Source organism: Nonomuraea sp. NPDC050786, from assembly GCF_040654115.1.
GTDB lineage: Bacteria > Actinomycetota > Actinomycetes > Streptosporangiales > Streptosporangiaceae > Nonomuraea.
Genome location: NZ_JBFAHJ010000005.1, coordinates 194958 through 207937 on the forward strand (window position 1 = coordinate 194958; position 12980 = coordinate 207937).

Sequence of the window (12980 nt, forward strand, 5' to 3'; positions counted from 1 at the left end):
TGCTCAGGGGCGTCGGATGAGAGGAGACCCCGGTGAGTGAGCCTGGCGCCGAGGTGGCGGGAGTGCCGGTGGCCGCGCTCAAGCGGCATGCCGAGCTGAGCGAGCTGGTCGAGGACGCCCGCTGGCGCTACTACGTGCTCGACCAGCCCACGGTCAGCGACGCCCAGTTCGACACGTGGTTCAAGGAGCTGCTGGCGCTGGAGGAGGCGCATCCCACGCTCCAGACGCCCGACTCGCCCACCCAGAAGGTGGGCGCGCCGGTGTCGGGCGATTTCGCCAAGGTGCAGCACCTCAACCGGATGGAGAGCCTCGACAACGCCTTCAACGAGGCCGACATGGCCGCCTGGATGCAGCGGGCCGAGCGGCTGGCCGAGGGCGACCCGGGGCCCTACCTCTGCGAGCTGAAGATCGACGGGCTGGCGATCGCGCTGGTCTACCGCGACGGCAAGCTGGAGCGGGGCGCGACCCGTGGCGACGGGCGCACGGGCGACGACGTGACGGCCAACGTCCGCACGATCAAGGGCGTCCCGCACCGGCTCAAGGGTGACGACATCCCCAGCCTGGTCGAGGTGCGCGGCGAGGTCTACATCCCGGTCGAGGACTTCAAGAAGCTCAACGAGCAGCTCGTCGAGCAGGGCAAGCCGCCGTTCGCCAACCCGCGCAACTCCGCGGCCGGCACGCTGCGGCAGAAGGACCCGCGCATCACGGCCCAGCGCCCGCTGCGGATGCTGGTGCACGGCATCGGCATCTGGGAGGGCTCGCCCGTGCCCAAGGCGCAGTCCGAGGTCTACGACCGGCTGCGGGAGTTCGGGCTGCCGGTCAGCGACCTCTACAAGGTGCTGCCGGGGCTGACCGGGATCAACGACTTCATCGAGCACTACCGGGTGCACCGGCACGATCCCGCGTACGAGATCGACGGCGTGGTGGTGAAGGTCGACGACTTCCGCACGCAGCGGGAGCTGGGCTCCACGTCGCGGGCGCCGCGGTGGGCGATCGCGTACAAGTACCCGCCCGAAGAGGTCAACACCAAGCTGCTCGACATCCAGGTGGGCGTCGGCCGCACGGGGCGCGTGACGCCGTACGCGGTGATGGAGCCCGTGGTGGTGGCGGGTTCGACGGTCGAGCGGGCCACGCTCCACAACGCCGCCATCGTCGTCAAGAAGGGCGTGCTCATCGGCGACACCGTGGTGCTGCGCAAAGCGGGCGACGTCATCCCCGAGATCGTCGGGCCGGTGACGGCGCTGCGCGACGGGTCGGAGCGGGAGTTCGTCATGCCCACCCACTGCCCGGAGTGCGGCACCTTGCTGGCGTACGAGAAGGAGGGCGACGCCGACCTGCGCTGCCCCAACGCGCGCGGCTGTCCCGCCCAGATCCGCGAGCGCATCTTCTTCGCGGCCGGGCGGCGCGCGCTCGACATCGACGGGCTCGGCTACGTCGCGGCCACCGCGCTCACCCAGCCGCTGCCGCCCCAGGAGCCCGTGGTGCGCACCGAGGCCGACCTGTTCGACCTGACGCTGGAGCAGTTGCTGCCGATCAAGTCGGTGGTGCGCGACCAGGACACCGGCCTGCCCAAGATCGACCCCAAGACGGGGGCGGAGAAGGTCGTCACCTTCTTCTCCAACATCGACGGCAAGCCCAGCCAGAACGCTCTGCAGCTCATGGAGGAGCTCGAGCGGGCCAAGCAGGTGCCGCTCGCGCAGTTGCTGGTCGCCCTCTCCATCCGCCACATCGGCCCGCCCACCGCGCGGGCGCTTGCAGACGAGATGCGCTCGATCGACCGCATCATGAACGCCTCGGAGGAGGAGCTGGCCGCCGTCGAGGGCATCGGGCCCCGGGTCGCGGCCACGGTCCGGGAGTGGTTCTCGGTCGACTGGCACCGCGAGATCATCGAACGGTGGCGGGCCGCCGGAGTGCGGATGGAGGACGAGCCCGCGCCGGAGAAGGGGCCGCAGACCCTCGCGGGGCTGACGTTCGTGGTGACGGGGACGCTCGAGGGCTACACCCGCGACTCGGCCTCCGACGCGCTCACCAGCCGGGGCGGGAAGGTGTCGGGATCGGTGTCCAAGAAGACGTCGTTCCTGGTGGCGGGGGAGAACGCCGGCTCGAAGTACGACAAGGCGGTGAGCCTCGGGGTGCCGATCCTGGACGGGGCCGGGTTCGAGCTCCTCCTGAAGGACGGCCCGGAGGCGGCGGCCGCGGCCGCGATCACCCCGGAGGCCTGACCCTCGGCCGCCGGCGCCGGCGGCCGAGAATTCCTTGCACAGCGGACGGCGTGGCGGCGCCGGGGCGAAGTGCGGCCGGGGGTGCGGTGCACGGGCCGCGCCATGCCAGCAGCGTGTACGGCTTGCTACTTAGGGTGGTTTTTGGGTATATGTCGGAAAGGAGAAGTGACGGAACGTACGCGCTTGGTTTCGCGAAGTGGGGTGAAGGTCGTACCCTCCCATAGTGACCTAATGGGGGTTCTGTTACCGATGACTGGCCCAACCGACACCCGCGACACCGGACCACGCGTCGGCACGCCGCTGTGGGCGTTCCTCGCGGGCATAACCGTGATCGGCTTCACCGCGCTCGTGGTGGCCACGCTCAGGCTGGACGCAGCCGGGCTGCTGGGGCTTGCCCGCACGTCGCTGTTCTGGATGCTGTCGGTGCTGACGATCCTGGGCGAGCTGAGGCCCGTGATGGTCTCCTCGGCCACCGCCGTGGGCGGCACGTACCCGTCCACGATGTTCACCTTCGCCGTGCTGCTGCATTACGGGCTGCCCGTCGCGGTGCTGATGCAGGCCGTCGCCGTCGCCATGAACGGGGTGGTGACGCGCAAGTCGTGGCATCGGGTCATGTTCAACATCGCGCAATCGACGCTCGCCCTCACCGCGGCGGCCGTGGTGCTGGGGCTGTTCGGCATCGTGCCGAGCCCGGCCCTGCCCTGGGTGCCGGGCGGCGGCGACCTGCCGGCCATCGCGCTGGCCGGGGTCGCGTACTTCGCCACCAGGGCCACCCTCGTGTGCGGCGCGGTCGCGCTGCACGAGCGGCGTTCGATCGCGCGGGTGCTCAAGGCCACGGTGGGCCCGCAGGCCCTCGTGTACGCCGGGCTGCTCGGCCTGGCGCCCCTGGTCGTGGTGGTCATGGAGCACTCGCCCGGACTGGTGCCCCTGTTCGTCGCCCCGCTCACCGCCGTCTACTTCACCGCCACGCTCTCCATGCGCCGCGACCACCAGGCCCTGCACGACGAGCTGACCGGCCTGCCCAACCGCAAGATGCTCATCGTCAGCACGGAGGAGGCGCTGGCCGAGGCCAGGCAGGAGGACCGGGTCGGCCTGTTCCTGCTCGATCTCGACCGGTTCAAGGAGGTCAACGACACGATGGGGCATCCGGTGGGCGACCGGTTGCTGCAGATGGTCGCGCACCGGCTCACCCATTCCGTACGGCCGGGCGACGTCGTGGCGCGGCTGGGCGGCGACGAGTTCGCGGTGCTGCTGCCCTCGATCAGGGACGCCCACGCGGCCAGGGAGGTCGCGGCGCGGCTGCGTGCGGCGCTGACCGAGCCGGTCCGGCTGGAGGGCATGACCTTCGACGTGGACGGCTCCGTGGGGATCGCCCTCTATCCGGATCACGCCCCCGATTTCGAGCTGCTCCTGCAGCGGGCCGACGTGGCCATGTACCTGGCGAAGGAGGGGCGCAGCGGCGTCGAGCTCTACCAGCCCGACAAGGACCGCAACTCGCCGGAGCGCCTCAATCTGCTCGGCGACCTGCGCCGCGCGATCGACAGCCGCGAGCTCCGCCTGCACTTCCAGCCCAAGGTCAGCCTCGAGACGGGCGCCGTCCAGGGGGTCGAGGCCCTGCTGCGCTGGCACCACCCGGTGCACGGGCCGATCCCGCCGTCGGAGTTCGTCCCGCTGGCCGAGCAGTCGTACCTGATGCGGCCGCTCACGGCGTATGTCATCGAGGCGGCGCTCGAGCAGGGCGCCCGCTGGTGGCACACGGGGATGCGGGTGCCGATCTCCGTCAACATCTCGGCCCGCGACCTGCTCGACTCGGCCCTGCCGGAGCGGTTGGAAGAGGGCCTGGCCACCTACGGGCTGCCGCCCGGGGCCATCCAGCTGGAGGTGACGGAGCGCATCCTGACGGGCGACCAGGCGTACACCCAGGAGACGATCAAGGCCCTGGCCACGCTGGGCGTGCCGCTCGCGCTCGATGACTTCGGCACCGGCTACTCCTCGCTCATCAGGCTCCAGCGCCTGGCGGTGTCCGAGGTCAAGATCGACGCCTCGTTCGTACGCCGGATCGCCGAGTCCGAGGACGACGACCGGATCGTCCGCTCGATCGTCGACCTGGTCCGCTCGCTCGGCCTGCGCTCGGTCGCGGAGGGCGTGGAGTCGGACGAGGTGGCGATGAGGCTGGCGGAAATGGGGTGCGACATGGGGCAGGGGTGGCTGTTCGGCCGGCCCATGCCCGCCGCCGACGCCACGGTCTGGCTCAGGGAGCACGCGGGCGCGGGGCCCGGCATCGAGTACAGCTACCGGCCCGAGGTCAGCCGCTCGGCCTGACGCGCTTCCCGCGCTTCCGCAGAGTGCGCCGGAGCAGATGGAAGGGCAGGAGCAGGGCGGCGAGCGAGAGGCCGGCGAGCATCAGCACCCCAGGCCAGTCATAGTGGCCCGGACGGAACACCTTGACCTCATGGCCCGCGTCCAGGGCCGGTACGCGGTCGCCCTCCGCCAGCTCGGCAGGTGTGTATCCGTAGATCCACGCGTCCTGCCGGGTGCGCTCGACGGACTCGAAGACGCCCTGCCAGTGGCAGGGGCCGCGGCCGGAGCAGTCCAGGCGCGTCGCCGTGAAGGCGCCCAGCGTGCCCTCCTCGCGTGCGGCGCGGTACTCCAGGCGCGCTGCGGACACGGTGTAGGCCGCCAGCAGCACGCCGGCGAGGAGCATCAGCGGCATGGTCACCGCGATGAGCACCACCAGGCATCCCGCACCGCAGCCGTTCCGCTCCACGGCCGGCCTCCGTCCATCGAAGGAATCCCCGGTCTGGCAACGAATGGGCGAAGGGCATCGTTCGTTGCAGGGCGGTTAATGGTTCGGGCGCGCTACGTCAAGCCCCCTAGGATGGCAGTGTCCAAAGACTCCATCCACGAAACGGGTTAACCGACTCATGTCCGCCATAACCCGCGACGAGGTCGCACACCTGGCCCGGTTGTCCAGGCTGGCGCTCACCGACGACGAGCTCGACCACTACGCCACCCAACTCGATGCCATCATCGAGGCGGTCGCGAAGGTGGCCGAGGTCGCCGCCGAGGATGTGCCGCCTTCGTCGCACGCGCTTCCGCTGACCAATGTCTTCCGTGCCGACGAGGTGCGACAGTCCCTGACTCCCGACCAGGCGCTCTCCGGCGCGCCCGCCGTCGAGGACGATCGCTTCCGGGTGCCGCGCATCCTCGGGGAGGAGGCATGAGCCTGATCCGTAAGACCGCCGCCGAGCTGGGATCGATGATCGCCGGTGGCGAGGTGTCGGCCGTCGAGGTGGCCGAGGCGCACCTCGACCGCATGGCCGAGGTGGAGCCCAAGATCCAGGCGTTCCTCCACGTCGATCGCGAGACGACGCTGGAGCAGGCGCGGGCCGTCGACGCCAGGCTGCGGGCGGGCGAGAAGCTCGGGCCGCTGGCCGGCGTGCCGATCGCGCACAAGGACATCTTCGCCACGCGCGACATGCCCACGACGGCCGCGTCCAAGATCCTCGAGGGGTGGCGCCCGCCGTACGACGCGACCGTCACCGCGCGGCTGCGCGAGGCCGGGCTGGTCTTCCTCGGCAAGACCAACCTGGACGAGTTCGCCATGGGCTCCTCCACGGAAAACTCCGCCTACCACGTCACCCGCAACCCGTGGGACCTGTCCAAGGTGCCGGGCGGCTCGTCGGGCGGCTCGAGCGCCGCCGTGGCCGCGTACGAGGCGCCGCTGTCCACGGGCACCGACACGGGCGGCTCGATCCGGCAGCCCGCCGCGGTGACCGGGATCGTGGGCATGAAGCCGACGTACGGTGGCTCGTCCCGTTACGGGCTCATCGCGTTCGCCAGCTCGCTCGACACGCCGGGTCCGTTCGCGCGTAACGTGCTCGACGCGGCGCTGCTGCACGAGGCGTTCTCCGGGCACGACCCGATGGACTCCACCTCGGTCGACGCGCCCGTGCCGAGCGTGGTCGAGGCCGCCAAGAACGCCGACATCGCCGGCATGCGGATCGGCGTCGTCAAGGAGTTCGCCGGCGAGGGCTACCAGGCCGGCGTGCTGGCCCGCTACCACGAGGCCGTCCAGCTCCTCGAGTCGCTCGGGGCCAAGGTCGTCGAGGTCTCCTGCCCGTCGTTCACGACCGCGCTGCCCGCCTACTACCTGATCGCGCCGTCGGAGTGCTCGTCCAACCTGGCGCGCTTCGACGCCATGCGCTACGGCCTGCGCGTCGGCGACGACGGCACCCGCAGCGCCGAGGAGGTCATGGCGCTGACCCGGGCCGCCGGGTTGGGTGCCGAGGTCAAGCGGCGCATCATGCTCGGCACGTACGCGCTGTCGAGCGGCTACTACGACGCCTACTACGGCCAGGCGCAGAAGGTCCGCACGGTCATCTCCCGGGAGTTCGAGGCCGCCTACCAGCAGGTGGACGTCCTCGTGTCGCCGACCACGCCGACCACGGCGTTCTCGATCGGCGAGCGCACCGACGACCCGATCGCGATGTACCTCGCCGACCTGTGCACCATCCCGTCCAACCTGGCGGGCAACGCGGCCATGTCGGTGCCGGTCGGCCTGGCCGACGAGGACAACCTGCCGGTCGGCCTGCAGATCATGGCGCCGGTCCTGGCCGACGACCGCTGCTACCGCGTCGGCGCCGCCGTCGAGAAGGCCCTGGAGAGCCGCTGGGGCGGCCCGCTGCTGAAGGAGGCCCCGTCGCTATGACCATGGTCTATGACGAAGCGCTCGACCGGTTCGAGCCGGTGCTCGGCCTGGAGACGCACGTCGAGCTGGGCACCGCGTCGAAGATGTTCTGCGGGTGCAGGACCGCCTTCGGCGCGCCGCCCAACACGCAGGTCTGCCCGACCTGCCTGGCGCTGCCCGGGTCGCTGCCGGTGGCCAACGCCATGGCCATCGAGTCCACCATCCGCATCGGCCTGGCGCTGAACTGCTCGATCGCCGAGTGGTGCCGCTTCGCCCGGAAGAACTACTTCTATCCGGACATGCCGAAGAACTACCAGATCTCGCAGTACGACGAGCCGCTCTGCTTCGACGGCTACCTCGACGTCGAGGTCGAGGGCAAGACCGTGCGGATCGGCATCGAGCGGGTCCACCTGGAGGAGGACACCGGCAAGTCCACCCACGTGGGCGGCGCGACCGGGCGCATCCACGGGGCCGACTACTCGATCGTCGACTACAACCGCGCCGGCATCCCGCTGGTCGAGATCGTGACCAAGCCCATCCCGGGCACCGACCGGCTCGCGCCCGAGGTGGCCAAGGCGTACGTCACCGAGCTGCGCGAGATCATGCGCTCGCTCGGCGTCTCCGACGTGCGCATGGAGGAGGGCTCGCTGCGCTGCGACGTCAACGTGTCGCTCATGCCGCGCGGCTCGTCCGAGTGGGGCACCCGTACGGAGACCAAGAACGTCAACTCGCTGCGCAGCGTCGAGCGGGCCGTGCGGAGCGAGATCGAGCGGCAGGCGGCCGTCCTGGCCGACGGCGGGAAGATCATCCAGGAGACCCGGCACTTCCACGAGGACACCGGCACCACCACGTCCGGCCGGTCCAAGGAGGAGGCGCAGGACTACCGCTACTTCCCCGAGCCCGACCTGGTGCCGATCGAGCCCGACCCCGCCTGGGTGGCCGAGCTGAAGGCGGCGCTGCCCGAGCTGCCGTCGGTCAAGCGCAAGCGGCTGCAGGCCGAGTGGGGCCTGTCCGACCTCGACATGCAGGCCATGCACAACGCCGACGCCATCGAGCTGGTCGAGGCCACGGTCGCGGCGGGCGCCCCGCCGGCGGACGCGCGCAAGTGGTGGATGGGCGAGCTGGCCAGGCGCGCCAACGAGACCGGCACCCCGCTGGCCGACCTGCCCATCACCCCGGCCCAGATCGCCAGGGTGACCGAGCTGGTGGCCTCGGGCGCGCTCAACGACAAGCTGGCGCGCGAGGTGCTCGAAGGCGTGCTGGCCGGTGAGGGCACCCCCGACGAGGTGGTCGAGAAGCGCGGGCTGCAGATCGTCAGCGACGAGGGCGAGCTGCTGGCGATCATCGACCAGGTCCTGGCCGACAACGCCGACGCGGCCGAGAAGGTCAGGTCCGGCAAGATCGCCGCGGCGGGCGCCCTGGTCGGCGGCGTCATGAAGGCGAGCAGGGGCAAGGCCGACGCGGCCCGCGCCCGCCAGCTGATCCTGGAGAAGCTGGGCGTCTCCGAGTAGTCGCCGCTGTCGCAGGAAGGCCCCGCCGCCATGGGTGGCGGGGCCTTCGTGCTGTGCCGGACGGCGGATGAGCCCCCGGAAGGCGGCGGACGCGCTTCGAAGGCGGCGGACGGGCCCCGGCGGTGGCGGTCCTAGGTCCAATTGCCGGTGGCGAAGTACGACCCCCGCTGGATGTGGGCGGGGGCCGGTGGCCGTAGGTTCGCCGCATGACGAGGAGCGCGTTGACGGCGGGCCTGGTGGCATTGGTGTCGCTTGTGGCCTTCGAGTACATGGCGGTCGCCATCGCCATGCCGGTCGTGGCGAAGGATCTCGGCGGGCTGGAGCTGTACGGGCTGGCGTTCAGCGGCGCGATGGCCGCCAGTGTGGTCGGGACCGTGCTCGGCGGCCGGTGGGCCGACGTGCGCGGCCCGCTGGCGCCCCTGTGGACGGGCGTCGCCGGGTTCGTCGGCGGGCTGACGGTGGCGGGGCTGGCGCCGAGCATGGAGGTGCTGATCGCCGGACGGTTCCTGCAGGGGTTCGGCGGCGCGCTGATCAGTGTGGCGATGTACGTGGTGGTGGCCCGGGTCTATCCCGAGAGCCTGCATCCCAAGATCTTTTCGTTGTTCGCGACCGCGTGGGTGGTGCCCTCGATGGTGGGGCCGGCCATCGTGGGCGTGGTCACCGACACGCTCGGCTGGCGCTGGGTGTTCCTGATGGTGCCGATCCTGACCGTGGCCGGCGGCCTGGTGCTGCTGCGCGGGCTGGCCGGGCAGCCGCTGAGCGGCGGGCAGGCCGAGCCAGTGCCCGGCCTGCCCGGCAAGATCGCCTGGGCGGCCGTGACCGCCGTCGGGGCGGGGCTCATGCAGTACGGCAGCGACGGGCGGCTGCCTCTCCTGATCGCGGGCCTGGTCGTGCTGGCCGTGGCCCTGCCCAGGCTGCTGCCCGCCGGCACGCTGCGTGCCGTTCGCGGGTTGCCTGCCGTGGTGGGGCTGCGCGGCCTGGCCGCCGGGGCGTTCTTCGCGGCCGAGGTGATGGTGCCGCTCATGCTCATCGAGGAGCGCGGCCTGTCCGCCCTGACCGCCGGGTTCGCCCTCATGGGCGGCTCCCTGACCTGGTCGTTCGCGTCGTGGCTGCAGGGGCGCGAGACCTTCAGCCAGATGACGAACCTGCGGCTCGGCTCGGCCGCGATCGCGCTCGGCATCCTGCTCATGGGCGCGGTGACGTTCACCGCGGTGCCGGTGGCAGTGGCGTACCCGGCGTGGATCATCACCGGGTTCGGGATCGGGCTCGTGTACCCGACGCTGTCGGTCCTCACGCTGGAGCTGTCGGCCCCCGGCGAGCAGGGGAAGAACAGCTCGGCGCTGCAGGTGGGGGAGTCGGTGTTCTCGGTGGTGGCGGTGGCCGTCACCGGCGCGCTGTTCGCGGCCGCCGGGTCCGGCTACTGGGCGGTGTTCGCCGCCACGCTCGTCATGGCGCTCGCCGGGCTGGCGATCGCCCCGCGCTCCGCGAAGAGCGGTTCCGCCGTGCCGGCGGAACCCTCTCCAGCGTCGCTCACCCGACCGGCGTGACCGCGCGGCGCCGGACCGAGCTCACTCGACCGGCGCGGTCGCGCGGCCGCGGGCCGACAGCTTCCTGAACACCGGCGCGAGCAGGGCCAGGAGCGCCAGGACCAGCAGCCCCACGGCCACGGGGCTCTTCACCAGCACCGTCACGTCGCCCGCCCCGATGGCCAGTGCCCGGCGGAGCTGGATCTCCGCCATCGGCCCCAGGATCATGCCGATCACCGCCGGGGCCACGGGAAGGCCGAAGCGGCGCATGGCGTAGCCCAGGAGGCCCAGGATGTACAGCACGACGAGGTCGACCACGGTGCCGTTCAGGGCGTAGACGCCGAGGGCGGCGAAGAGCACGATCCCGGCGTACAGGTACGGACGCTCGATGCGCAGGACACGGGCCCACAGGGGCGCCAGGGGCAGGTTCAGCACCAGCAGCATCGCGTTGCCGATGAACAGCGACGCGATCATGCCCCACACCAGCGCCGGGTTGTGGTCGAACAGCTGCGGGCCTGGCTGGAGCCCGTACTGCTGGAAGGCGGCCAGCAGGATCGCGGCCGTCGCCGACGTGGGGAGCCCCAGCGTGAGCAGCGGGACGAGGGTGCCCGCCGCCGAGGCGTTGTTGGCCGCCTCGGGCCCGGCCACGCCCTCGATGGCCCCCTTGCCGAACTCCTCCTTGGCGACCCCGCGCGCCAGCCGCCGCTCGGCCGCGTACGACAGGAACGTGGGGATCTCCGCCCCGCCCCCGGGCAGCGCGCCGAACGGGAAGCCCAGCGCGGTGCCGCGCAGCCAGGGCAGCCACGAGCGCCGCCAGTCGGACCGGCCCATCCAGGCGCGGCCGACCGGCACGACCTCGGGCGACCCGTGACGCAGCCGCGAGGCCACGTACAGGGCCTCGCCGAGCGCGAAGAGGCCGACCGCGACGATCACCACGTCGATGCCGTCCAGCAGCTGCGGGATGCCCAGCGTGAGCCGGGCCTGCCCGGTCTGCTGGTCGATCCCGACGAGCCCGATCACCAGCCCGAGCCCCAGGGAGGCCAGGCCGCGCACGACCGAGCGGGACAGCACGGACGACACGGCGGTGAAGGCCAGGATCGCCAGCGCGAAGTAGTCCTCGGGGCCGAACGAGATCGCGAAGCTCACCACCGCCGGCGCGGCCACGACCAGCAGCGCCGTGGCGATCGTGCCGGCCACGAACGACCCGATGGCCGCCGTGGCCAGCGCCTGCGCCGCCCGGCCGCGCCGGGCCATCTTGTTGCCCTCCAGCGCCGTGATCATCGAGGAGGACTCGCCGGGCGTGTTGAGCAGGATGGAGGTGGTCGAACCGCCGTACATGCCGCCGTAGTAGATGCCCGCGAACATGATGAACGCGCTGGCCGGCGGCACCGTGAACGTGATCGGCAGCAGCAGCGCCACGGTCATCGCGGGCCCGATGCCGGGCAGCACGCCGACCAGGGTGCCGAGCGTGACGCCGACGAGCGCGTACACGAGGTTGACGGGGGTGAGGGCGGCGCCGAAGCCGTCGAGCAGGAGCTGCAGCGACTCCACCTAGATCACCCCCGCCAGCGGCCCGCCCGGCAGCGACACGCCGAGGCCCTTGACGAACAGCAGGTACGTGGCGAGCCCCATGACCACCGAGACCACGGCCGCCCGCAGCTTGTGCTCGGCGCCCAGCGCCAGCGACAGGCCGAAGAAGAGCAGGCTCGCGCCGATGATCCAGCCGACCACGTTCAGGAGCGCCGCGAACGCCAGGAAGATGCCGCTGACCAGCCCGACGCTCCGCCAGTCCACGGGCGCGTCCACGTCCACGTCCTCGCTCTCCTCGGGATCGCCGTGGCCGCCGCGGACGACGTCCACCACGTAGAACAGGCCGATGAGGACCATCGCGCCGCCGACCAGCATGGGGAAGAAGCGCGGCCCGATGCCGAGCTGCGAGGCCGCCGCGGAGACGTCGAGCGTGCCGATCACGACGAACACGCCCAGCGCCAGCACCACGACCGCCAGCCCGAGCTCGGGCCGCCACCAGCGCGCCATCAGGAGACGAGCCCCATCTCGGCGATGATGCCCTTGACCCGCGTCTGCTCGGCGTTCAGGAAGTCGGCGAACTGCTGACCGGTCTGGAACGAGTCGATCCAGCCGTTCTTGGCCACCGCGTCCTTCCAGGGCTGCGAGTCGTGCATCTTGGTGACCAGGTCGGTCAGCGCCTTCTTGTCGGCGTCGGAGAGCCCGCCGGGGGCGACGAAGCCGCGCCAGTTGGAGAGCTCGACGTCCAGGCCGCCCTCCTTCAGCGTGGGGGCGTCCAGGCCGGAGACCCGCTGGCCGGCGGTCACGCCGAGGGCGCGCAGCTTGCCGGACTTGACGTGCTCGGCGAACTCGCCCACGCCCGAGATGCCCGCGCTGACCTTGTTGCCGAGCAGCTCGTTGAGCGCCTCGCCGCCGCCCGAGTGGGCGATGTAGTTGACCTGCTTGGGGTCCACGCCCGCGGCCTTGGCCATCAGGCCGGCCACGATGTGGTCGGTGCCGCCCGCGGAGCCGCCCGAGATCGACACCTTCTTGGGGTCGGCCTTCCAGGCCGCCACCAGGTCCGCCAGCGTCTTGTACGGGGACTCGGCCGGGACCACGACGATCTCGTACTCCTCGGTCAGCTTGGCGATGGGCGTGGTCTCGGAGAGCGTGACCTTGGACTTGTTCTGCTCGATGGCTCCCACCATCACCAGGCCCATGGTCATCAGCAGGTTGCCGTTGCCCTTCTCGCCGGCGAGCTGCGCCAGGCCGATGGTGCCGCCCGCGCCGGGCACGTTGTACACCTCGACCTTGCGCTTGGAGTCGGCGGCCTTGATCGCCTGCTCCGCGATGCGGGAGGTCTGGTCCCAGCCGCCGCCGGGCGCGGCAGGAGCCATGATCCGCAGCGGGCCGCCGGCGGAGGCGCCGGTGCCGGATGCGCCGCAGCCGGTCAGCGCGGCGAGGGAGAGTGCCGCGAAGGCGGCGAGTACGCGCAAGCGCATGATCACTCCTGGGGGGGATTTCA

The 12980-nt window shown here is 71.5% G+C and carries 10 protein-coding genes; 6 read left to right on the forward strand and 4 right to left on the reverse strand.

The features are described from left to right. Positions 1 to 32: 32 nt before the first annotated feature. Positions 33 to 2222 (forward strand): NAD-dependent DNA ligase LigA, encoded by a 2190-nt coding sequence (gene ligA / locus AB0H84_RS12945; protein ID WP_357602546.1) that lies wholly within the window; start codon positions 33 to 35, stop codon positions 2220 to 2222. A 249-nt stretch (positions 2223 to 2471) separates the two neighbouring features. Next, positions 2472 to 4544 carry an EAL domain-containing protein gene (locus AB0H84_RS12950; protein ID WP_357602549.1) on the forward strand — a complete coding sequence of 691 codons (2073 nt, stop codon included), beginning with the start codon at positions 2472 to 2474 and terminating at the stop codon, positions 4542 to 4544. Here AB0H84_RS12950 and AB0H84_RS12955 read toward each other — a convergent pair. Next, positions 4528 to 4989, reverse strand: a complete 462-nt coding sequence (locus AB0H84_RS12955; RefSeq protein WP_357602552.1) for a hypothetical protein — start codon at positions 4987 to 4989, stop codon at positions 4528 to 4530. The two genes, AB0H84_RS12950 and AB0H84_RS12955, sit on opposite strands and share 17 nt — an antisense overlap. Before the next feature lie 157 nt (positions 4990 to 5146). On the opposite strand from AB0H84_RS12955, the gene gatC reads away from it, so the two are divergent. The 4 genes from gatC to AB0H84_RS12975 all read left to right on the forward strand — a co-directional run bounded on the left by gatC (position 5147) and on the right by AB0H84_RS12975 (position 9970). Then, positions 5147 to 5446, forward strand: a complete 300-nt coding sequence (gene gatC / locus AB0H84_RS12960; RefSeq protein ID WP_344991736.1) for an Asp-tRNA(Asn)/Glu-tRNA(Gln) amidotransferase subunit GatC — start codon at positions 5147 to 5149, stop codon at positions 5444 to 5446. Beyond that, positions 5443 to 6933: an Asp-tRNA(Asn)/Glu-tRNA(Gln) amidotransferase subunit GatA gene (gatA, locus tag AB0H84_RS12965; protein ID WP_357602555.1), complete on the forward strand. Its 1491-nt coding sequence runs from the start codon at positions 5443 to 5445 to the stop codon at positions 6931 to 6933. Before gatC ends, gatA begins: the two co-directional genes overlap by 4 nt. Positions 6934 to 6935: 2 nt before the next feature. Continuing rightward, positions 6936 to 8423, forward strand: a complete 1488-nt coding sequence (gatB, locus tag AB0H84_RS12970; protein ID WP_357603041.1) for an Asp-tRNA(Asn)/Glu-tRNA(Gln) amidotransferase subunit GatB — start codon at positions 6936 to 6938, stop codon at positions 8421 to 8423. Between the two features lie 206 nt (positions 8424 to 8629). After that, entirely contained in the window at positions 8630 to 9970 is a 1341-nt protein-coding gene (locus AB0H84_RS12975; RefSeq protein ID WP_357602558.1) for an MFS transporter, read from the forward strand. Positions 9971 to 9991: 21 nt separating this feature from the next. Here AB0H84_RS12975 and AB0H84_RS12980 read toward each other — a convergent pair whose 3' ends face one another. From AB0H84_RS12980 to AB0H84_RS12990, 3 genes are read right to left on the reverse strand one after another with little or no spacing between them, the layout of a single operon-like run. Further along, the gene (locus AB0H84_RS12980) at positions 9992 to 11500 is read right to left on the reverse strand and encodes a tripartite tricarboxylate transporter permease (protein WP_357602560.1); all 1509 of its coding nucleotides are present in this window, start codon (positions 11498 to 11500) and stop codon (positions 9992 to 9994) included. Next, positions 11501 to 11986, reverse strand: coding sequence for a tripartite tricarboxylate transporter TctB family protein (locus AB0H84_RS12985; RefSeq protein ID WP_357602563.1), 486 nt, complete (start codon positions 11984 to 11986; stop codon positions 11501 to 11503). It lies immediately after the preceding gene. Next, positions 11986 to 12957, reverse strand: a complete 972-nt coding sequence (locus tag AB0H84_RS12990; protein WP_357602566.1) for a tripartite tricarboxylate transporter substrate binding protein — start codon at positions 12955 to 12957, stop codon at positions 11986 to 11988. The genes AB0H84_RS12985 and AB0H84_RS12990 overlap by 1 nt, the downstream gene beginning before the upstream one ends. Between the last annotated feature and the right edge of the window lie 23 nt (positions 12958 to 12980).

Bases quoted from the DNA above. Each gene is read 5' to 3' on its own strand.
- AB0H84_RS12985 (WP_357602563.1), bottom strand. From the start codon at position 11,986: ATGGCGCGCTGGTGGCGGCCCGAGCTCGGGCTGGCGGTCGTGGTGCTG.
- AB0H84_RS12950 (WP_357602549.1), top strand. From the start codon at position 2,472: ATGACTGGCCCAACCGACACCCGCGACACCGGACCACGCGTCGGCACG.
- gatB (WP_357603041.1), top strand. From the start codon at position 6,936: ATGGTCTATGACGAAGCGCTCGACCGGTTCGAGCCGGTGCTCGGCCTG.
- gatC (WP_344991736.1), top strand. From the start codon at position 5,147: ATGTCCGCCATAACCCGCGACGAGGTCGCACACCTGGCCCGGTTGTCC.
- gatA (WP_357602555.1), top strand. From the start codon at position 5,443: ATGAGCCTGATCCGTAAGACCGCCGCCGAGCTGGGATCGATGATCGCC.
- AB0H84_RS12975 (WP_357602558.1), top strand. From the start codon at position 8,630: ATGACGAGGAGCGCGTTGACGGCGGGCCTGGTGGCATTGGTGTCGCTT.
- AB0H84_RS12990 (WP_357602566.1), bottom strand. From the start codon at position 12,957: ATGCGCTTGCGCGTACTCGCCGCCTTCGCGGCACTCTCCCTCGCCGCG.